Raw genomic sequence first — 19,730 nt, forward strand, 5'->3', positions numbered from 1 at the left:
GACCTACCAGGAGTTCGCCGTATCTCACCTGTCACACGCCGACGCTCACCGAGTTTTCAGATGCTCTCTTACCGACCCGCACCACTCCCGGCGGACATGTTCGAAGAGGCCAAGACTCGATGAACACAGACGAACCCTCGCCGGCCCGCGGGCCCGACCGCTGCACCTATCGAACGGTTGTGCGAATGGAAGGGTGCGGGGATTACCCGGGTCAGGGCTGCAGCGCGCGACACCCCTCGCCGTCGCGTGCCTCGCCGTCGGTGCGCGTTCGATCGCTGACCTACGAGCCGGCTCGGAGGGCCTCACGCATCATGTCGTAGCCGCGATCGGCAAGGGTGTTGGAGGCGATCACCGCGAGAACCATGCGGCTCCCGTTCTCTCCGAACACGCACATCACGTCCGTCGGTTGCCCGGGTATCGGGCCGGACACGGCGATGCCGTCCGGGCTGTCGATGAGGCGTTGGTTGGTGCTGATCGTGTTCCAGTTGAACGCAACGCGCGTCACCGGTCCGAGACGAAGCGTGAGCGCGGTGATCAGGTCGTGTAGTTCGGTGGTGAGGTTGGATGTCCGGGGCCACCAGGCTCCGTCAACGGACGCGCGATGTTCCGACCGCTGTGTGAGCAGAATGCGTGGCGTTCGAGTGGCGGGGGCGAACGGTTGACGGTTCCCCGGTGTAGGCATGCAGGCGCCCATGTCGAAGTGGGCTGGGATTGGTCGCATCATTGCGACTCTCCTCGAGGCCGCGAATCGGCCGATGGATGTTCCAATCGGCGCAGACCAGAGAGTGTCAATTCCAGTTCGTGGTGCGACCGACTCCCCGAGCCTACAGGCATTTCCCCGGGCGCGTCCCTGTCGGATGGATTGCGTGCCGGTGCACGCCGCGACTTGGGCACCGCACCCACGAGTGCCGCGAGTGCGGCGCGGTATCCATCGTCCGCCGTGCACCGGGCCGCAGCCCCAGAAGCGGAGGTGGGCGAACACCAGCCGGGGGGTCCCGCAGCCGCCGTCCGGCCGTGCGGGTAGTCGATCCGCGCCTGCTGCCGGGGAGTGCCTCGTGTTTGCGGCGCGGCACCGGTGGGTAGCCCGATGGGTGCTGGATCAAATCCGGTACGCGTGTCGGGTTGCCTCCTGCATGCGCATTACAGCCGCCGGCACGTTTTCACCCGTCCAGTGCGTGCCGGCGGCTTCATGGGACTGGACGGCCGGTCTGTTGCGCTTGCTGTAGAAGCGGTGCTAGACCGTAGGTGGGTTTCGACCTTATGCCGACGGCTGTCATCCCGCTGTCGGTCGATATTTTCGTGGCCCGCAAAGCCAAACGGCGGTTGAGCGAACAGCTGCGGTTCAAACCACGCTGGAGGCTCACCGTGCGTATCCACATTCATTGTCTCGATCAACCGTTGATCGAATCCTCGAGTACCAGCGCCCGCGGGCCCACGGTCGTCGCCGTGACGGGGGACTTGGACACTCCCGCAGTGCCCGACTTCCTCGAGGGCATCGACCGGGCGGTCAGCGAAGCAGCGCGAACCCTGATCGTCGACCTCTCGCGCGTGGACTTCGTCAGCATTTCGGCTGTGCAGGCGCTCGCGGAAGCGCAGGACAGGGCGACCTGCATGGGGTTGGCGATGCTTCTGGTACCGGCCGGACCGGTGTGCGTCCGAGCACTTTGGGCCACGGGTATGGCGAACCACTTCGATTGCTTCAGGTCCGTGCGGTCCGCGGTCACTGCCCGTCGGGCCGAACTGGCAGCGCACACCCACCTCGGCGAGGTGCGGACAATCACCGGAACGCGATAGTCGATGTGACAACTTCGGGCGCGTTTGTGGACCACTACACGTGGGTCGCGTGCCCGATCCGAGAGGCCGGAGCTGTGGAGTACGCGTTCCGGCGGCCTCGCTGTGCGCTCCTTGCGGGTGGGTACTGCCCACACGGGCCGGCGGTCGTTGCCGGCGAGGTACTGCCCGTGCTCGCAGTCGGCGCAGGCGGCGGCCGCGGCAGGGTGCGTTCGCCGCGGCGCTCGCAGGCGTCGTAGTAGGTGGACGGCGCGATCTTGCAGCCGTGGGCGGTGAGCACGCGGCAGATCGACTCGACGCCGTACTCCTGCTTGTGTGTGTCGATGTAGTCGACGATCACCGATTGCGGCGGTCGAGTTCCGCCGCGAAGAAGGTCGATGCGGATTTCAGAATCTCGTTGGCCTGCTTGAGTTCTCGGTTCTCCGCGCGAAGCTTCCGGAGTTCTTCGGCCGCGTCAGTGGTCACCCCTGGGCGTTGGCCCCGGTCGACCTGGTCCTGGTTCACCCAGTTCGCCAACGTCTGCGTGCTCCCGATTCCCAGCTTCTCGGCCACCGGCCTGATCGCCCCCCACTGCGAGGAATGTTCAGTGCGCACCTCGGCGACCATCCGCACCGCACGCTCCCGCAGCTCGGCTGGATACCTCTTCGAACCTGACATGACTCCATCCTTCCCAAGAGATGAAGTCTCCGGACTCACCGGGGTGATTCAGAGTTCCATTTTGCTTGGCGGTCGGATATCGAATGGCAGCAGCACCTTGCGAAGCCGGATTCGCGCCTGTCTGACTCGCTGGAGTTGACCCTGACGCTAGGTCATAGTTGACACTCGACTCATGCGAATAGGTCAGCTCGCCGACGCGGCCGGAACGACGCCGAGAACGGTGCGCCACTACCACCGGCTCGGTCTGCTCGATGAACCACAACGCCTGCCGAACGGTTACCGCGAATACACCGTCAGCGATGTCGTTCGGTTGATGCGTATCCGCTGGCTTGCCGACAGCGGCGTTCCGCTCGGCTCGGTGGCCGCGATTCTCTCCGAGGATGTTTCGGACGAAGCCGAGAGCGATGTAATCGCGGATCTTCGGGCGTTGATCAGTGCAGTGCAGGTTGAACAGGCCAAACTCGCCCGGCGCCACACCCGGCTCGCGTCGATGCTTGCCGACGCCGAGAACGGGAATCCGATCTCTGCACTGCCCGCGGACATCGCAGCGGCACTGGCCGACGCCATCGACTGCGCTCAGTTGCCCGAGGTGAGTGCGGTTCTTCGACGCGAGCGCGACCTGCTCGAGGTGCTCGCGATTTCCGGGGCCGTCCCGGAGGAGATTCTGGCCTGGTACGCGGCAGCGATCGTCGATGATGACCAGCGTGAGCGGTCTCTGGCGTTGCTCGCGGACTGGTCCGATCTCGAAGGCCGCAACCCGCACTCGGCGGAAGCGGAGATCGAAGTGCTCTCTCGCAGACTGCTTGCGCATTTCGAGCACCAGCAGACGTTGGCAGACCTACATGCGGCTGTACCCACCGCCGCTACGGGCGCCGGTCTTGCGCTGTCGCTTGAAGACGTCATACCGGACGACGCTCAGCGTGAGGTCGTACTCCGGGTCCAACGCAGGCTGCTCGAGGGCATGTCTGAGTCCGAGGGCGTTTGTTGACGTTCCTGAGGGGTCGGCGGTTCCATTGGATCGCCCAGATGGTGACGGTGTCCGTCCTGGTCGTCAACGGCGCGCTGCTTGCCGCGGGTTTCCTCACGCGAGCGCAGGCGGTCCTGTTGTTCGCCGTGGTCGAGGTTCCCCTCGGATGCGTCGTCGGTGTCGCGCTGGCCGCCGGGGTGGTGGCGCAGCGGCGCCGCGGCCTTGGGGAACGAGAGTCGGTTTTCCGAGTGCTCGGGGATTCCCCATTCTGGCCGCTGGTGCGGGCTGAGATTCGGGCCTACCGGTCCCTGTGGCTGTGGATGCGTGACCGCTACTCCGATATCGAGCCCGGTGCCCTCGTGTTCACCGCGAGCAAAGGGACCTTGGTGGTGCCTGCGGCTTTCGCGGTCGCCACAGTTATCGAGATCGGGGTGCTGCATCTCCTAATGCCCTGGTGGTGGCTCCGGATTGTGCTTGCCGGCCTCTCGATTTGGTCTTTGGTGGCGCTGTTGGGCTACGTGGCGGTTCACCGCGTCCACCCGCACTACCTGACCGACACGCGTTTCGTGATGCGGCAATCCGGCACGCTAGTGGCCACCCTTGACCGGGCGGACATCGTGTCCATCGCGCTCAGACGCCGATTCGCAGAGACGGCACCCACGATCATCGATGGACGGCTGTATGTCCCCAACGCAGACGGGACGACGATCGATATCGTGCTCACATCTCCGGTGACCGCACAGCTGCCGGCGCTACTCGCCAAACGTCGAAAGGTCCAAGTCGTCGATCGCATCAGTCTGTATGTGGATGAACCCACACAACTGATTTCAGCGTTGAGCGAGCCAACGCCCACCGTCGCGCGCACTGCGTCGGCGGAATGCATCCCCGAGGCGCGATAGGGATGGAAGTCTGCTGAGAGCGCCGGCTGCAGGATTTGATAGGTGAACCCAAGCAGGCCTCATGGGTGAACACCCTGGCCCCGGATTGGTGGATGGGATGGATGGAGCCGATGACGGGAATCGAACCCGCGTATTCAGCTTGGGAAGCTGATGTTCTACCATTGAACTACATCGGCGCGCGACTACCCCTGCAGCGTCGAAACCCTGCCTGTGAGGTGTTGCAGGGACGAATGTATCAGACGGCCCGCGGTGGGTGGAATCGGTTCCCTCGACGGCGCGCCCGAATCCCGGTCTGTCCAGCTAGATGCCGTGTGCGGTGGGGTGCTTCGGCTGGTAGAGGCCGACCTCGCCCCCGCCCGGCAGTCGGATCGAGGTCAGCAGTCCCCAGCGCTGGTCGGTCACCGGCGCGGCGAACTCGACACCCTTCGCGGTCAGTTCCGCGACGGTGGCCGCGACGTCGTCGCACATCAGGTACAGCTCGTGCCGGCCGTCGCCGTCCGTCGGGTGCACCGCCACCTCGGCCGGTGGCAGCGCAAAGACGAGCCAGCCGCCGCCCGCGTCGACGTGCGGGTATCCGAGTACGTCGCGCAGGAACGCGCGGTCCGCCTCGGCGTCGCGGCTGTGGATGACGATGTGTGCCCCGGTGATCATGGGGTCGACGCTATCGGTGGGCCGCCCCTTCTGCGCCGGGCCCGCGCCCACTAACCTCGTGCTGTGCTTCTCTCCGACCGCGACATCCGCACCGAAATTGCCACGAACCGCCTCGGCATCGATCCGTTCGACGAGTCGATGGTGCAGCCGTCGAGTGTGGACGTCCGCCTGGACCGGCTGTTCCGGGTGTTCAACAACACGCGGTACACGCACATCGATCCGGCGCAGCAGCAGGACGAGCTGACGAGCCTGGTGGAGCCGGCGGAGGGGGAGCCGTTCGTGCTGCACCCGGGGGAGTTCGTGCTGGGATCGACGCTCGAGTTCTGCTCCCTGCCCGACGACCTCGCCGGCCGCCTCGAGGGCAAGTCCAGCCTGGGCCGGCTCGGTCTGCTCACGCACTCGACGGCGGGGTTCATCGACCCCGGCTTCAACGGGCACATCACCCTCGAGCTGTCGAACGTCGCGAACCTGCCGATCACGCTGTGGCCGGGCATGAAGATCGGGCAGCTGTGCCTGTTCCGGCTGTCGAGCCCCGCACAGAACCCGTACGGCAGCGCCGCGGTCGGCTCCAAGTACCAGGGGCAACGGGGGCCGACGCCGTCGAAGGCGTACCTGAACTTCGTGACCGCGCCGGTCGAGTAGCCGCCGGGCTCACCACACCGGGCGGTCCAGCAGGCCGAGACGGCAGCCCAGTCGGCTCAGGTACCCGAGGTCGCCGTGCACCCGCACCTGCCCGGCCAGGTACTGCCGCCGGGCGTCCTTGCGTCCGCGCAGGATCGCATCCACCCGGCGGGGGTCGCCGACGACCTCCACGAGCGGCGTGTGCCGCGGCTCCCGGCCGGTGTCCACCCAGATGGTGTCGTCGGTGACCTGCACCGTCAGGTCCGGCGGCCGCCCCTCCGCGGACCGGAACACGATCGCACCCGTCCGCAGGCAGTCGTCGTCCTCGATGCGGGCCAGGTCGGCGCACAGCACCTCCCGCAACGACGCCACCCCGCGACTGCGACACCGCGAAGCAGTGGTCTGCGTTGCCGTCGTCATCGCCGTGCCACCTCCGCTCGGGGGCCGAAACCTCACGTCGACCCGATGAATACACGTTATGGCGGCCCAGACGGTTCGACACGAGTAACGCGCTACCCGACTCGCTCCGTACATGCCCCGTTCGCCGTCGGTATCCGGGGCGATTACTTGCGCCGCGTACCAAGAACCCCATGCGCTGCACCGTATTCGGGACCGGCTACCTCGGCGCCACGCACGCGGCCTGCATGGCGGAGCTCGGCCACGACGTGCTCGGAGTCGACATCGACCCCGGGAAGGTCGCCAAGCTGTCCGGCGGCGAGGTCCCGTTCTACGAACCCGGTCTCGCCGACGTGTTGCGCCGCAACCTCGATGCCGGCCGGCTGCGGTTCACCACGTCGTACCCGGAGGCGGCGGCGTTCGCGGACCTGCACTTCCTCGGCGTCGGCACCCCGCAGAAGAAGGGCGAGTACGGCGCCGACCTGCGGCACGTGCACGCCGTCGTCGACACCCTCGCCCCGCTGCTGGACCGGCCCGCGGTGATCGTCGGCAAGTCCACCGTCCCGGTCGGCACCGCGGCCGAACTGGGCTGCCGTGCACGGGAACTCGCCCCCGCAGCCGACGAGGTGGAGGTGGTGTGGAACCCCGAGTTCCTGCGCGAGGGTTTCGCGGTCGCGGACACCCTGCGACCCGACCGGCTCGTCGTCGGCGTCGACCCGTCCCGGCCCGGACGCGCCGAGACACTGCTGCGGGAGCTGTATGCGCCGCTGATCGAGGCGGAGGTGCCGTACCTGAGCACCGACCTGCCGACCGCCGAACTGGTCAAGGTGTCGGCGAACGCCTTTCTCGCGACCAAGATCTCGTTCATCAACGCGATCTCCGAGGTGTGCGAGGCCACCGGTGCCGACGTCACCGCGCTGGCCGACGCGCTCGGCCACGACGCCCGCATCGGCCGCCGCTTCCTCAACGCCGGACTCGGCTTCGGTGGCGGCTGCCTGCCGAAGGACATCCGCGCGTTCATGGCCCGTGCCGGCGAGCTCGGCGCCGACCAGGCGCTGACGTTCCTGCGCGAGGTCGACAGCATCAACATGCGCCGCCGCACCAAGATGGTGCAGCTCGCCACCCGGGCGGTCGGCGGCTCGGTCCTCGGCACGAACATCGCCGTTCTCGGCGCCGCGTTCAAGCCCGAGTCCGACGACGTCCGCGATTCGCCCGCGCTCAACGTCGCGGGCATGTTGCAGCTGCACGGCGCGGTGGTGAGCGTCTACGACCCGAAAGCAATGGACAACTCCCGGCGACAATTCCCGACGCTGAACTACGCGACCTCGACCGTCGAGGCGTGCGAGGGCGCGGACGCGGTGCTGGTGGCGACCGAGTGGGAGGAGTTCCGCATCATCGACCCTGCCGACCTCGGATCGGTGGTCCGCTCCCGGGTGGTCGTGGACGGGCGCAACTGCCTCGACCGGCGGCGGTGGACGAGCGCAGGCTGGCGGTTCCTCGCGCTCGGACGCGAGACGATGGCTAATGTTCAGCAATACAGACTGGATGCCTGACCAGGGCGGAAGTCCCCGGGAGGCGACCCCAGGTGGCTCCGGCGGCCGCACACCGGTTCGTTAAAATCGCCGAGTTCGCGTGCGCGCCGTCGGGGACGCACACCGGTAGAACGAGGACGGCTCGATGAGTGCGGTACTGGGAGTGTCGGTGGGGGCGAGTGCTGTCCGCATGGCCACCCAGGCAGGCCCGGACCCCGTCGCCGCCGGGTTCCACCGCCACGCCGTCGCGGTCCAGGCCGGCGCGGGGGAGGACCTCGCCGCCCGGTCCATCGGAGTGCTGCTCGAGGGCGCGGACCATGCGGACATCGACGCCACCGGCGTCGCGTACCGCGGCGACGTGCAGGCAGGCGCGATGCACGACGCGATGGCCCGGCAACACCTCTACAACTACCGGCTGGTGCCGGAGGCGGCCGCCGTCGTCGCGCTGCTCGAGAGCGTCGGCCAGCTCGGCCCCGACGACCACACCCTCGTCCTCTACGACCTCGGCAGCTCCGGGGTGACGGTCAGCGTCGTCGACCGGTACAGCCGCGACGTCCTCGCCTTCGACCACGGCGACGTCGCCGGCGGCGACCGGTTCGACGCCCTGATCGCCGACCAGCAGCTCCGTGAACGCGGCCTCGAACCGCCCACCGACCAGTGGGCCGCCGCCGACCTGCTCGCCCGCTGCCGGGTCGCGAAGGAACAGCTCTCGACCACCGGCGCCGCGTGCCTCCCCGGCGACGGGGGACTGATCCTGCTCAACCGCGAACGCTTCGAGGCCCTGGTCCGCGTCCCGGTCGAGGCGTCCGCGCGGCTGACCCGCGAGGTCGTCGCCGCGTCCGGCCGCCACCCCGACGTGCTCGTGCTGCTCGGCGGCGGTGCCCGCATCCCGCTCGTCCAGTCCCTGCTGCAGGACTGGCTCGCGCTGCCCACGATCGTCCCGCCGGAGCCCGAGATGGTCGTCGCGCAGGGGGCGGCGCTGCTCGCGACACCGGTCGAGCCCCCGCAGTCCGCACCCGAGGGATCCGACGGCCCGGCCGTCGGCGCGCACCGGCGTCGGCACGGCCCGTCGAAGCGGCAGCTCGCGGTCGCGGGTGTCGCCGCCGCCGGACTGGTGGCGATCGCCGGGCTCGGGTTCGCGCTCGACCACGACCCCGAGTCGAACCCCCAGGGCGAGCGGCAGGCCACCGAGGTGCTGCTGCCGCCGACCACCACGCCCCCGCCGCCGACCACGACGACGACACCGCCCCCGCCGCCGCCGGCACCGGCACCGGCGGCGCAGCCCGTCGAGGTCGTCGAGTCTCCGGCCCCGCCGCCGCCTCCTCCGGCGCCGCGCTACCTGAACCTGCCCGCCCCGATCCAGATCCAGGTCCCGCCGGGTATCCAGTTGCCGCCCGGCATGGTTCGCTGACGCTCCGACGTCAGCGGGCGTGCCGGCCGCCGCGGCGGGGTGCCGCGACGGCGGGGGAGCCCGGGCCGGCCGTCCGCGGCGCCGGTGGGCGGGCGAGGGTGACGGCGATCGCGGTGGTGAGCGGCACCGACAGGGCCAACGCGATGCCGCCGACCGCGGACCGCAGGATCTCGATCGCGACCGCGTCCCCGGTGAGCACGTCCGTGATCGAGCGGCCCGCCACCGAGAACAACAGCAGCAGCGGCAGCGCGCCGCCGGCGTACGCGAGGACCAGGGTGTACACGGTGCTGGCGATGTGGTCGCGGCCCACCCGCATCGCCGCCGCGAACACCGATCGGCGGCCCGCCGCGGGGTCGAGATGCGCCAGCTCGAACGCCGACGACGCCTGCGTGATCGTCACGTCGTTGAGGACGCCGAGCGAACCGATGATGAACCCGGCGAGCAGCAGGCCGGTGATCGACACGTGCCCGATGTAGGTCTGGACGTTGGTGTTCTGTTCCTCGGACAGGCCGGTCAGATGCGTCAATTCGATTGCTGCCCAAGACAACACCGCGGCGAGCACCATCGACGACAGGGTGCCGAGCAGCGCCGAGCTGGTCCGCAGGCTCACCCCGTGCGCCAGGTACAGCACCGCGTACAGGATGATCGCGCCGCCGACCAGCGCGACCGGCACCGCCGGTTTGCCGTCCAGCAGCGCGGGCAGCATGAACCCGACCAGCACCCCGAACGCGACCAGCAGGCCGAGCAGCGCCCGCACGCCGCGCCACCGCGCGACGACGACCACGGCCAGCACGAACACGGCGACGACCGCGAGCAGCGACCAGCCGCGGGAGAAGTCCTCGAACGAGTACTCCGTCGCCCCGGACGGGTCCGTCTGCCGGACGAGCCGGATGTGGTCGCCGGCCTGCAGGTCGGGCTGGCCGGGGCCGGGGCCGATCTCGAGCAGCGTCCGGGTGCCCTTGTTCGGGCCCGACTCGATCGCGACGACGCTGCGGTCGCACTCGTACGAGTTGTTCGGCGGCGGCAGCGGATTCGCGGTGAACGGTCGCCCGACCGAGGGGCTGCCGCACGGTCCGACGTCGGACGTGACGACGGTGCCGGCCTCGGTGACGACGGCGCCGCCGCCCGACGTCTGGAACGGGAGCGGGATCTCCACGCTGTGCCGGCTCGGCCACAGCGCGACAAGGCCGATCAGGACGGCGACGCCGATGGCGGTCAGCAACCCGACCACCACGCGAGCGGCGACGGGGCCGACGGGGACGGGACCGGTGTGGCCGTGACCGTGGCCGTGACTCATCGCGTCTGACTCCGCATGGCGCCAGGGTACCCAGGACGCGTGGACGGGCCCGCAGTCACTCGGCCACGCCCGGAAGGCGCGGAAGAAGTTCGGAGAGATCCCCCCAGCGGGGTGGCGGGGTACAGGGGGGTGTCTCCCCGCCACCGGCCCGATTGCACACAGGGGGGGAGGTGCAATCGAGCGTGCTGGACACCATCGGTGTCGTGTCCGAATCTACCGTGTCTTGCCCGATCTGTCTCACGGGGGGTGGAAATTCGCGACGAAACGCCGGTCTCGCCGACGCGGGTCACCCTCCGGGGAGGTGGTGGCGACGCCGGTCAGAACGTCTCGCGGTGCACGGCCTCGGACAGCGGACGGCCCTCGCGCCACCCGAACCGCACCAGGTCCGGCGTCTGCTGGAACTGTGAGACCGGCCCGACGCACAACCACGCGATCGGACGGATCGGAGCAGGCACCCCCACCAACTCGGTGAGGAAGGCCTCGTCGTAGAACGACACCCACCCGACCCCGACACCCTCGGCGACCGCCGCCAGCCAGATGTTCTGGATCGCCAGCACCGCCGAGAACACGCCGGTGTCCTCGACCGTGTGCCGGCCCAGGATGTGGGTGCCGCCGCGGCTCGCGTCGTAGGTCACGACGATCCCGGTGCCCGACTCGCGGACACCCTCGATCTTGATCGGGTCGAACGTCGCGCGACGCTCCGGCGGCAACGAGTCCGCGAACCTGCGCCGGCACCCGGCGACGTGGTCGGCGAACGTGTCGAGCGTGCCGGGGTCCTGCACCACGACGAAATCCCACGGCTGCGTGTTGCCGACGCTCGGCGCGTTGTGGCCGGCCTGCAGGATCCGCGTCAACTGTTCCTCGCCGATGCGTTCGCCGGTGAACTCGGCCCGGACGTCGCGCCGCATCCGGATCGCGTCGTAGACGGACATCGCCGGGACGGCCGCGCCGGTCTCGGCCGGGCTCACATTGCTGGACACACCTGCACGGTAGCCGATCTCCCGAACCCGCCGTCGGTGCGTGCCGACGGGCGGGAGCGGCGGTCGCCGGAGGCTCCCCCCGGCGCGGCCTACTGGCTGTAGCCGGCCAGGAAGTTGCCGAAACGTTCGATCGCCACGGCCAGGTCCCGTGCCCACGGCAGCGTCACGATCCGCAGGTGGTTGTGATCCGGCCAGTTGAAGCCGGTGCCCTGGACCATCAGGATCTTCTCCTGCAGCAGCAGGTCCTGCACCAGCTTCTCGTCGTCGTGGATCTCGTACACGTTCGGGTCCAGGCGCGGGAACGCGTACAGCGCGCCGCGGGGCTTGACGCAGGACACGCCCGGGATCATGTTCAGCCGCTCCCACGCGACGTCCCGCTGCTCGAGCAGCCGGCCGCCCGGCAGGATCAGGTCCTCGATGCTCTGGTAGCCGCCGAGCGCCACCTGAATGGCGTGCTGGGCAGGCACATTCGGGCACAGGCGCATCGACGCGAGCAGGTCGAGGCCCTCGAGGAAGCTGGCGGCGTGGTCCTTCGGTCCGGTGATCGCGACCCACCCCGAGCGGTAGCCGGCGACCCGGTACGCCTTGGACAGTCCGTTGAAGGTCAGGCACAGCAGATCCGGTGCCAGGGTCGCGAGGGAGATGTGCTTCGCGTCGTCGTACAGGATCTTGTCGTAGATCTCGTCGGCGAGCAGCAGCAGCGAATGCTTGCGGGCCAGCGCGACGATCTGGCTGAGCACCTCGTGCGAGTACACCGCGCCCGTCGGGTTGTTCGGGTTGATCACGACGATCGCCTTGGTGCGCGGGGTGATCTTCGCCTCGATGTCCGCGATGTCCGGGTTCCAGTCGTCGGCCTCGTCGCACAGGTAGTGCACCGGCGTGCCGCCGGCCAGCGACGTCGTCGCCGTCCACAGCGGGTAGTCCGGTGCCGGGATCAGCACCTCGTCGCCGTTGTCGAGCAGGGCCTGCATCGTCATCGTGATCAGCTCGGAGACGCCGTTGCCGAGGTACACGTCGTCGACGTCGAGCTCGGGGAAGCCGGGCACCAGCTCGTACCGGGTGACGATCGCCCGGCGCGCCGACAGGATGCCCTTCGACTCCGAGTAGCCCTGCGCGGTCGGCAGCGCCGCGATCATGTCGCGCATGATCACGTCCGGCGCCTCGAACCCGAACGGCGCCGGGTTGCCGATGTTCAGCTTGAGGATGCGGTGCCCCTCCGCCTCCAGCCGCGCGGCGTGCGCGTGTACCGGACCCCGGATCTCGTACAGCACGTTCTGCAGCTTCGCGGACTGGTTCAGCACGCGCGGCGGGATGTGGGTGTGGTGGGAGGGCTCCGAGACGGTCACCCGTCCATGGTGCCACTGCCGGTAAAGCGAATTATGGCCGGGGACCGTGGCGAACAGCACAAACCCGCCGCTCTGCGGTGGGGAAACGGGTGCGTGTGCAGAGCGCGCGGAGGACAATTGGGCGCGGCCGCACACGACAGGATGTGAATCTCCATGAGCGCCCCGACGTTTCCCCGTCCCGCCCCGGTCGACCTCGCACACCACACCCATCTGACCGGATTGTTCGCACCGCAACGCGACGAGGTCGACGTCCGCGACCTCGAGGTGACCGGGGAGTTGCCCACCGACCTGCACGGCGCCTACCTGCGCAACGGCCCCAACCCGCGCTTCGACCCGATCGGCACGTACGTGTACCCGCTCGACGGCGACGGCATGGTGCACCGCGTCGACATCGCCGACGGCACGGTCCGGTACACCAACCGGTTCGTCCGCACCCCGATGGTCGTCGCCGAGGAACGCGCCGGGCACGCGATCTGGGCCGGCGTCACCGACCCCTACACCCCCGGCGAGGACGAGGTCGGGCCGGAGCTCGCCGGCACCGGACGCGAACTGCCCGACATCAACGTCGTCCGGCACGGCGGCCGCCTGCTCGCGATGGCCGAGACCACCCGGCCCTACCGGCTCGACCCCGACGACCTGCGCACCCTCGGACCGGACACCTGCGACGGCGCGATGCCGGTCGGCAGCACCGCGCACCCCAAGGTCGACCCGGTCACCGGCGACCTCGTCCTGTTCAACTACCTCCTCGACGCGCCCTACCTGACGTGGTCGGTGGTCGCGGCCGACGGGTCGCTGTCGCGGCCGCCGACCGTCGTCGACGGCCTCGACAAGCCGTTGATGATCCACGACATGGCCCTGACCGACCGCTACGTCGTGCTGGTCCTGTGTCCGCTGGTGTTCGACATCGCGGCCGCGGTCACCGGCGGCTCGATCCTCGACTGGCGGCCCGACGACGGCACCCGGGTCGCGCTGATCCCCCGCGACGGCGGCCCCGTCCGCTGGGCGAGCTGCGACGCGTTCTGGGTGTGGCACTTCGCCGGCGCCCGCGACCTCCCCGACGGCCGGGTGCAGGTCGACTACGCGCAGTGGGCGTACCCCGGGCAATTCGCCGCCGCCGCCACCCCGAACCGCGGCGGGCTGGTGCGGGCCGTCGTGGACCCCGACCGCGGCACCGTCGATCGCACCGTCGTCCACGACCGCGACATCGAGTTCCCCCGCGTCGACGACCGGACCCTGACCCGGGCCCGCGGCCCGCTCGCGTCGATCGGCAAACTCGGCGCACGCGACGGGCGCATGGACTCCCTGTGGTTCTTCGACCCCGACGCCGGTACCGAGAAGCACTGGGACCCGGGGCCGCTGTCCGTCGCCGAACCGGTCTACCTGACCGGCGCCGACCACGACTACTGGGGCATGCTCGGCACCGACCGCGAGACGCTGACCTCGTGGTTCGTGGTCCTGCCCGCCGACGACCCGGCATCCGGTCCGCTGGCCCGCGTCCGGATGCCGATCCGGGTCCCCGCCGGACTGCACGGGGCGTGGCTGCCGGCCTGACGTCCACGGGCGGGTCCCGGTCCGCGGTGTCGGGTTTGTCACCTTGTCGCCGTCGGGGTTGAGATCTGCCGCGCCCCGGCGATACTTACTCTTCGGTTTGTTCAACAGTGGCCAACGGCGACGTGAAATGTCGGAGGGGTGGGGAGCGTCGTGGTGGCAGGCACACGGGGGGTGGCGAGCCGGCAGCAATCAATCAGCGAATCGCGGTGGCGTGATCCGCGACGGTACCTGTGGCTGCTCGGACTCGTGATCCCGCTGACCCCGTTCCTCGCCTGGCTCGGGGTGCACCTGTTCGGACTCGGCCTGTTCTGGGCCGCCGGCGGCATCGTCATGCTCGTCGTCATCCCGATCGTCGACCTCGTCGTCGGTGCGGACCGGACGAACCCGCCCGACGAGGCGATGGCGGACCTCGAGAACGACCGCTACTACCGCTGGTGCACGTACCTGTACCTGCCGCTGCAGTACGCGGGCCTGCTCGTCGCCTGCTACGCGTGGACCACCGCCCCGATGGCCGGGGCGGAACGATTCGCGATGGCCACCACCGCCGGCATCGTCGCCGGTGTCGGCATCAACGCCGCCCACGAACTGGGGCACAAGCGACCCAAACACGAGCGGTGGCTCGCGAAGATCGCCCTCGCGCAGTCGTTCTACGGACACTTCTACGTCGAGCACAACCACGGCCACCACCTGCGGGTCGCGACCCCGGAGGATCCGGCCACCGCACGCTACGGCGAGTCGTTCTGGGCGTTCCTGCCGCGCACCGTGTTCGGTGGTATCCGGTCCGCGTGGCGGTACGAGAAGGCGCGGCTCGCGCGCCGCGGCCGGCGCACCTGGAGTGTGCGCAACGACGTCCTCAACGCCTGGGCGATGAGCGTCGTGCTGTTCGCGGCCCTCCTCGTCGGCTACGGGTGGAGCATCGCGCCGTGGCTGGCGCTGCAGGCGGTGTTCGGTGTCGTCTTCCTCGAGGCGGTGAACTATCTCGAGCACTACGGGCTGCTGCGCCGCAAACTCGACGACGGGCGCTACGAACGCGTCGCGCCGCGGCACAGCTGGAACAGCGACCACGTGTGCAGCAACGCCTTCCTGTACCAGCTGCAACGGCACAGCGACCACCACGCGAACCCCCTGCGCCGCTACCAGACCCTCCGCTCGATGCGGGACGCCCCGCAACTTCCCGCCGGCTACGCGGTCCTCGTCATCGTCGCGGTGATTCCGCCGCTGTGGCGGCGGGTGATGGATCCCCGCCTCCTCGCCCACTACGACGGCAACCTCTCGCGGGCCAACGTCCACCCCTCGCTGGTGGGAAAGTAGGGGGACCGGTCCGGCGCGTCGGTGGACGAGTGCGACGCCGGGTGCCACGGCAGCGATGAGTTCGCCGGCGCCCACAGGTCTACCCACCGACCGACAACCACACAGCGGGAGGTAGGACATGGGCCTCATCCACATCGAGCTGTTCGCGACCCTCGACCTCGTCGGGCAGGCGCCCGGCGGCCCCGACGAGGACCCGGTGGGGTTCCCGTTCGGTGGCTGGCAGGCACCCCTGCTGGACGACGTCACCGGGGCGCAGGTCGGTGCCGCGTACGAGGGCACGGACGCCCTGCTGCTCGGCCGGCGGACGTACGACATCTTCGCCGCCTACTGGCCGCACCAGGAGGGCGGCGAGGACAACGGGATCGCCACGCTCTTCAACAGCGTCCCGAAGTACGTGGCCTCGCGCGGCAGGCCCGACCTGTCGTGGGCCGGGTCCACCCAGCTCGGCCCGGATCTGGCAGGCGCGGTGCGCGACATCCGTGACCGGCACGAGCACGTGAAGGTCGTCGGGAGCCTGAACCTGGTGCAGACACTCCTGCGGGAGAAGCTCTTCGACCGCCTCGACCTCTGGGTGCACCCGATCGTGCTCGGGGTCGGGAAGAAGGTGTTCGACGGCGGCGCGGTGCCCACGAACCTCACGCTCCTCGAACCGCCGGTCGCCGGCCCGATGGGCACCGTGTACCTGCGCTACGGGCTTGCCGACGGAACGCCCGCGACGGGGGACATGAGCGCACCCGATCGCGGTGTCGGCGCAGACTGAGGCAACTCCCGAGCCCGGTGGTCGGTGTCGTCGACGGCGACGTCGTCGGCGCCGATCCGGCGCGCCCCGGATCGAGTGGCCGAATGCGAAAGCGCCCCCACCGTTTCCGGTGGGGGCGCTCGTCGTCTCGCGCGGTTACCTGCGGCCGGGGGCCTTGGCGCCGGGCTTGAACCCGAGTCCGCCTGCCTTCGGCTGCGGCGGTGCCGGAGCCGCGGCGGCGGGCGCGGCCGGAGCCTCCGCGGCGGGAGCCTCGGCGGCGGGTTCGGCCGGGGCCGTCTCCTCCGCGACCGGAGCCGGAGCCGCGGCCGCGGCAGCCGGGGCGGCGGCCTTACGGGCGCCGGGTGCCTTCGCGCCCGACTTGAACCCGAGTCCGCCCGCCTTCGGCTGCGGCGGCGCCGGAGCCTCGGCGGCGGGTTCGGCCGGCGCTTCGACGACCGGTGCTTCCGCGGCGGCCGGGGCAGCCGCCGGGGCGGCCGCGGCCGGAGGCGCTGCCTTCTTCGCGCCGGGAGCCTTGAGTCCGCCCTTCATCTGCAGTCCGCCGGGCTTGGCCTTCGGTGGCTCGGTCGCGGCAGGTGCCGCGGCCTCGGCGGTCGGCGCCGCAGCCTCGGCGGCCGGGGCAGCCGCGGCCGGAGCCGCCGCCTTCTTCGCGCCCGGGGCCTTGAGTCCGCCCTTCATCTGCAGCCCGCCCGGCTTCGCAGCCGGTGCGGCGGGAGCCTCGGCGGCGGGAGCGGCGTCGGCGGCCGGAGCGGCGGCCTTCTTCGCGCCCGGGGCCTTGAGTCCGCCCTTCATCTGCAGCCCGCCGGCCTTCGCGGCGGGCGCGCCCGCCGCGGCAGCGGGAGCGGCCGCAGCGGGAGCCGCGGCACCGGGAGCCTTCGCGCCCGGAGCCTTGAGGCCGCCCTTCATCTGCAGACCGCCGGCCTTCGGAGCCACCGGCGCGGCGGGCGCTGCCGCGGCCGGAGCCTCGGCGAGTGCCTCCTCGACGATCGGAGCGGCCACGGCGGCGACCTTCTCCTTCGGCTTCTGCACGACCTTCAGGTTCGCGGTCAGCGTCTCCGGCTCGAGACGGGTGATCGACTCGAGCATCATCTGCGCGACGTCGACGACCTCGACGCCCTCTCCCTGGCCCTGCTCCTGGCGCGCGGTGACGCCGTCGGTGAGCATGACGCGGCAGAACGGGCAGCCGGTGGCGATCTTCTTCGGATCGGTCGAGAGGGCCTCGTCGACGCGGTCGATGTTGATCCGCTTGCCGAGCTGCTCCTCCATCCACATGCGGGCACCGCCGGCGCCACAGCACATGGACCGCTCGCCGTGACGCGGCATCTCCTTGAGCGTCGAGCCGGTGGCGGCCATCAGTTCACGCGGCGCGTCGTACACCTTGTTGTGGCGGCCGAGGAAGCACGGGTCGTGGTAGGTGACGTCCTCCTGCACCGACGCGACCGGGATCAGCTTCTTGGCCCGCACCAGACGGTTGAGCAGCTGGGTGTGGTGGATGACCTCGTACCGGCCACCGACCTCGGGGTACTCGTTACCGAGCGCGTTGAAGCAGTGGGCACAGGTGACGACGATCTTGCGCTTGGATTGCTCGACACCCTCGAAGACGTTGTTCAGCACCTCGATGTTCTGCATCGCGAGCTGCTGGAACAGGAATTCGTTGCCGGCGCGGCGAGCGGAGTCGCCGGTGCAGGTCTCCTCGGCGCCCAGGACCATGAACTTCACGCCCGCGGTCGCGAGCAGCTCGGCGACGGCCTTGGTGGTCTTCTTCGCGCGGTCCTCGTAGGCGCCGGCGCAACCGACCCAGAAGAGGTACTCGTAGTCCTCGAACGTCTCGGCGTCCTGACCGAACACCGGGATCTCGAAGTCCATCTCGGAGATCCAGTTGAGCCGGTCCTTGGCGTTCTGGCCCCAGGGGTTGCCCTTGTTCTCGAGGTTCTTGAACAGGCCGGCCAGCTCGGACGGGAACTCCGACTCGATCAGCACCTGGTAGCGGCGCATGTCGATGATGTGGTCGACGTGCTCGATGTCGACGGGGCACTGCTCGACGCAGGCGCCGCAGTTGGTGCACGACCACAGCGTCTCGAGGTCGATGACCGGGGCCTGCTCGCCGGCGGCGACCAGCTCGGCGGTCTCGCCGACGAGCTTGCGCTCGGCCTCGAGGCGGGCGGCCTCGGGGATCTTCGCCAGCGCGGCCTCGTTGACGTTGCCCTCGGCGTCGACCAGGCCGACCTCGTCGCCGCCCATGTCCTTGCGGCCGCCGGCCAGCAGGTACGGGGCCTTGGTGTAGCCGTGGTCGCGAAGCGACATGATGAGCAGCTTCGGGCTCAGCGGCTTGCCGGTGTTCCACGCGGGGCACTGGGACTGGCAGCGTCCGCACTCGGTGCAGGTGGTGAAGTCCAGCCAGCCCTTCCAGGAGAAGTCCTCGATCCGGCCGGCGCCGAGGGTGTCGGTGTCGGGGTCGACGTTCTCCATCGTCAGGGCCTTGCCCTTGGACATCATCGGCTTCGCGGCGCCGAGGGCGACGCCGCCGTCGTCCTCACGCTTGAAGTAGATGTTCGGGAAGGCGGAGAAGCGGTGCCAGGCGACACCCCAGGTGATGTTGCGGCCGACGACGTACAGCCAGATCATGCCGGACATCAGCTTGACGAACGCGAAGATCGACACCATCACGGCGCTCGCGGGCAGCAGCTTCGCGACGTTCATCGTGAAGAAGTCGGTCCACGGGTTCGAGTGCCCGGTCATCGCGATGCGTCCGGCCTTGACGAAGATCATGCCGAGGCCCTCGACGAGCACGACGATCTCGACGAAGTAGGCGGGGCCGAACTTGGAGCCGCCGAAACGGGAGAGCCGCGCCGGGATCCGCGGGTGGTTGAGCTGACGGATCACGATCAGCGTGATGATGCCGACGACGGTGCCGATGCCGAGCAGTTCGTCCCACAGGTGCCAGGCCGCGGTGTTGCCGAACAGTGGCCAGTGGAACTCGGGGTTGAACGTCTGGCCGTACGCCTCGAACCACAGCAGGAAGCCGCCGAGGAAGCCGATCATCACGAGCCAGTGCGCCCAGCCGACGGTGCGGAACTTCACCATCCGGGTGTGCGCGATGAACTCGACGATCATCTGCTTGATACGAGGGAAGAACGGGCGCCAGCGGTCAGGTGCTGATTGTCCGATCATGACTGTCTTGCCCATGGTCCAGGCCCCGCTCAAGAACGAGGCCCAGCACACGAGGCTGAGCAGTACGCCGATCGTGCCCAACGTGATCGTCAGGGCGTTCATGTCTCGGCCTTTCCTTACTTCGACGGCAACGTCAACAAGGGTAAGTTACCGCAAGTTACCCGCCGGTAGCATTGAGGTTCGGTATCGCGTTCGTGGTTGCGCTGCCGATGTGTGCTCCGGCGACGCGGAAGTGCTGGCCATCACGGTAAATGCTGCCCTGTCGGGGGCTCCGCACAGGTGAGCCTAACTAAGGCAACTGACCAGTAACTTTGCACCGTAAGTGAGGGTGTCCTTACGCATGCTCACATTAGTTGTTCTCAGGGAGCTCACAGACTAGGGTGCGTCTGTTG

At 69.4% G+C, this 19,730-nt stretch carries 16 protein-coding genes, 1 tRNA gene, 2 pseudogenes and 1 other annotated feature; of the genes and pseudogenes, 9 read left to right on the forward strand and 10 right to left on the reverse strand.

What is annotated here, in order from left to right; translation table 11 throughout:
- Positions 1 to 280: 280 nt before the first annotated feature.
- Entirely contained in the window at positions 281 to 724 is a 444-nt protein-coding gene (locus ABD951_RS20110) for a DUF5994 family protein (RefSeq protein WP_345349140.1), read from the reverse strand.
- A 521-nt stretch (positions 725 to 1,245) separates the two neighbouring features.
- On the opposite strand from ABD951_RS20110, the gene ABD951_RS20115 reads away from it, so the two are divergent.
- Positions 1,246 to 1,794, forward strand: coding sequence for an STAS domain-containing protein (locus ABD951_RS20115; protein WP_345349143.1), 549 nt, complete (start codon positions 1,246 to 1,248; stop codon positions 1,792 to 1,794).
- A gap of 211 nt (positions 1,795 to 2,005) precedes the next feature.
- On the opposite strand, the pseudogene ABD951_RS20120 reads toward ABD951_RS20115, so the two are convergent.
- Together ABD951_RS20120 and ABD951_RS20125 are read right to left on the reverse strand one after the other, a co-directional pair.
- A pseudogene (locus tag ABD951_RS20120) lies at positions 2,006 to 2,247 on the reverse strand (IS3 family transposase); the annotation flags it as partial.
- Positions 2,039 to 2,167, reverse strand: a sequence feature (AL1L pseudoknot). (Overlaps the previous pseudogene by 129 nt.)
- A pseudogene (locus ABD951_RS20125) lies at positions 2,248 to 2,448 on the reverse strand (IS3-like element IS987 family transposase); the annotation flags it as partial.
- Positions 2,449 to 2,620: 172 nt separating this feature from the next.
- Here ABD951_RS20125 and ABD951_RS20130 point away from each other — a divergent pair.
- Positions 2,621 to 3,436, forward strand: coding sequence for a MerR family transcriptional regulator (locus ABD951_RS20130; protein ID WP_345349146.1), 816 nt, complete (start codon positions 2,621 to 2,623; stop codon positions 3,434 to 3,436).
- Positions 3,437 to 3,474: 38 nt separating this feature from the next.
- On the forward strand, positions 3,475 to 4,314 hold the full coding sequence (locus ABD951_RS20135) for a hypothetical protein (RefSeq protein ID WP_345349149.1): 840 nt from the start codon (positions 3,475 to 3,477) through the stop codon (positions 4,312 to 4,314).
- 102 nt (positions 4,315 to 4,416) lie between these two features.
- Here ABD951_RS20135 and ABD951_RS20140 read toward each other — a convergent pair.
- Both ABD951_RS20140 and ABD951_RS20145 read right to left on the reverse strand, forming a co-directional pair.
- Positions 4,417 to 4,490: transfer RNA gene (locus tag ABD951_RS20140), tRNA-Gly, on the reverse strand.
- Between the two features lie 124 nt (positions 4,491 to 4,614).
- Entirely contained in the window at positions 4,615 to 4,965 is a 351-nt protein-coding gene (locus tag ABD951_RS20145) for a VOC family protein (protein WP_345349152.1), read from the reverse strand.
- 63 nt (positions 4,966 to 5,028) lie between these two features.
- On the opposite strand from ABD951_RS20145, the gene dcd reads away from it, so the two are divergent.
- Positions 5,029 to 5,607, forward strand: coding sequence for a dCTP deaminase (dcd, locus tag ABD951_RS20150; RefSeq protein WP_345349155.1), 579 nt, complete (start codon positions 5,029 to 5,031; stop codon positions 5,605 to 5,607).
- Positions 5,608 to 5,616: 9 nt separating this feature from the next.
- Here the strand turns inward: dcd and ABD951_RS20155 are convergent, their stop codons facing one another.
- The gene (locus tag ABD951_RS20155) at positions 5,617 to 6,006 is read right to left on the reverse strand and encodes a hypothetical protein (RefSeq protein WP_345349158.1); all 390 of its coding nucleotides are present in this window, start codon (positions 6,004 to 6,006) and stop codon (positions 5,617 to 5,619) included.
- Between the two features lie 170 nt (positions 6,007 to 6,176).
- Here ABD951_RS20155 and ABD951_RS20160 point away from each other — a divergent pair, with 170 nt between their 5' ends.
- Together ABD951_RS20160 and ABD951_RS20165 are read left to right on the forward strand one after the other, a co-directional pair.
- Entirely contained in the window at positions 6,177 to 7,535 is a 1,359-nt protein-coding gene (locus tag ABD951_RS20160; protein ID WP_345349161.1) for a UDP-glucose dehydrogenase family protein, read from the forward strand.
- A 124-nt stretch (positions 7,536 to 7,659) separates the two neighbouring features.
- Positions 7,660 to 8,925, forward strand: a complete 1,266-nt coding sequence (locus tag ABD951_RS20165; protein ID WP_345349164.1) for a DUF7159 family protein — start codon at positions 7,660 to 7,662, stop codon at positions 8,923 to 8,925.
- A 10-nt stretch (positions 8,926 to 8,935) separates the two neighbouring features.
- Here the strand turns inward: ABD951_RS20165 and ABD951_RS20170 are convergent, their stop codons facing one another.
- The 3 genes from ABD951_RS20170 to ABD951_RS20180 all read right to left on the reverse strand — a co-directional run bounded on the left by ABD951_RS20170 (position 8,936) and on the right by ABD951_RS20180 (position 12,548).
- Positions 8,936 to 10,222, reverse strand: a complete 1,287-nt coding sequence (locus tag ABD951_RS20170) for a YibE/F family protein (protein WP_345349167.1) — start codon at positions 10,220 to 10,222, stop codon at positions 8,936 to 8,938.
- A 317-nt stretch (positions 10,223 to 10,539) separates the two neighbouring features.
- Positions 10,540 to 11,154, reverse strand: coding sequence for a 5,6-dimethylbenzimidazole synthase (gene bluB, locus ABD951_RS20175; RefSeq protein ID WP_345349567.1), 615 nt, complete (start codon positions 11,152 to 11,154; stop codon positions 10,540 to 10,542).
- Positions 11,155 to 11,291: 137 nt separating this feature from the next.
- Positions 11,292 to 12,548, reverse strand: a complete 1,257-nt coding sequence (locus ABD951_RS20180; protein ID WP_345349170.1) for a pyridoxal phosphate-dependent aminotransferase — start codon at positions 12,546 to 12,548, stop codon at positions 11,292 to 11,294.
- Positions 12,549 to 12,701: 153 nt separating this feature from the next.
- On the opposite strand from ABD951_RS20180, the gene ABD951_RS20185 reads away from it, so the two are divergent.
- The 3 genes from ABD951_RS20185 (at position 12,702) to ABD951_RS20195 (ending at position 16,170) form a co-directional block, all read left to right on the forward strand.
- On the forward strand, positions 12,702 to 14,099 hold the full coding sequence (locus ABD951_RS20185) for a carotenoid oxygenase family protein (RefSeq protein WP_345349173.1): 1,398 nt from the start codon (positions 12,702 to 12,704) through the stop codon (positions 14,097 to 14,099).
- 153 nt (positions 14,100 to 14,252) lie between these two features.
- Entirely contained in the window at positions 14,253 to 15,410 is a 1,158-nt protein-coding gene (locus tag ABD951_RS20190; RefSeq protein WP_345349176.1) for an alkane 1-monooxygenase, read from the forward strand.
- Between the two features lie 118 nt (positions 15,411 to 15,528).
- The gene (locus ABD951_RS20195) at positions 15,529 to 16,170 is read left to right on the forward strand and encodes a dihydrofolate reductase family protein (RefSeq protein ID WP_345349179.1); all 642 of its coding nucleotides are present in this window, start codon (positions 15,529 to 15,531) and stop codon (positions 16,168 to 16,170) included.
- Between the two features lie 135 nt (positions 16,171 to 16,305).
- Here the strand turns inward: ABD951_RS20195 and ABD951_RS20200 are convergent, their stop codons facing one another.
- The gene (locus ABD951_RS20200) at positions 16,306 to 19,440 is read right to left on the reverse strand and encodes a (Fe-S)-binding protein (RefSeq protein WP_345349182.1); all 3,135 of its coding nucleotides are present in this window, start codon (positions 19,438 to 19,440) and stop codon (positions 16,306 to 16,308) included.
- Between the last annotated feature and the right edge of the window lie 290 nt (positions 19,441 to 19,730).

The organism is Rhodococcus olei, from assembly GCF_039540555.1.
GTDB classification, from domain to species: domain Bacteria; phylum Actinomycetota; class Actinomycetes; order Mycobacteriales; family Mycobacteriaceae; genus Rhodococcus_G; species Rhodococcus_G olei.

Bases quoted from the DNA above. Each gene is read 5' to 3' on its own strand.
- ABD951_RS20110 (WP_345349140.1), bottom strand. From the start codon at position 724: ATGATGCGACCAATCCCAGCCCACTTCGACATGGGCGCCTGCATGCCT.
- ABD951_RS20130 (WP_345349146.1), top strand. From the start codon at position 2,621: ATGCGAATAGGTCAGCTCGCCGACGCGGCCGGAACGACGCCGAGAACG.
- ABD951_RS20135 (WP_345349149.1), top strand. From the start codon at position 3,475: ATGGTGACGGTGTCCGTCCTGGTCGTCAACGGCGCGCTGCTTGCCGCG.
- ABD951_RS20145 (WP_345349152.1), bottom strand. From the start codon at position 4,965: ATGATCACCGGGGCACACATCGTCATCCACAGCCGCGACGCCGAGGCG.
- ABD951_RS20155 (WP_345349158.1), bottom strand. From the start codon at position 6,006: ATGACGACGGCAACGCAGACCACTGCTTCGCGGTGTCGCAGTCGCGGG.
- ABD951_RS20160 (WP_345349161.1), top strand. From the start codon at position 6,177: ATGCGCTGCACCGTATTCGGGACCGGCTACCTCGGCGCCACGCACGCG.
- ABD951_RS20165 (WP_345349164.1), top strand. From the start codon at position 7,660: ATGAGTGCGGTACTGGGAGTGTCGGTGGGGGCGAGTGCTGTCCGCATG.
- ABD951_RS20170 (WP_345349167.1), bottom strand. From the start codon at position 10,222: ATGAGTCACGGCCACGGTCACGGCCACACCGGTCCCGTCCCCGTCGGC.
- bluB (WP_345349567.1), bottom strand. From the start codon at position 11,154: ATGTCCGTCTACGACGCGATCCGGATGCGGCGCGACGTCCGGGCCGAG.
- ABD951_RS20185 (WP_345349173.1), top strand. From the start codon at position 12,702: ATGAGCGCCCCGACGTTTCCCCGTCCCGCCCCGGTCGACCTCGCACAC.
- ABD951_RS20195 (WP_345349179.1), top strand. From the start codon at position 15,529: ATGGGCCTCATCCACATCGAGCTGTTCGCGACCCTCGACCTCGTCGGG.
- ABD951_RS20200 (WP_345349182.1), bottom strand. From the start codon at position 19,440: ATGAACGCCCTGACGATCACGTTGGGCACGATCGGCGTACTGCTCAGC.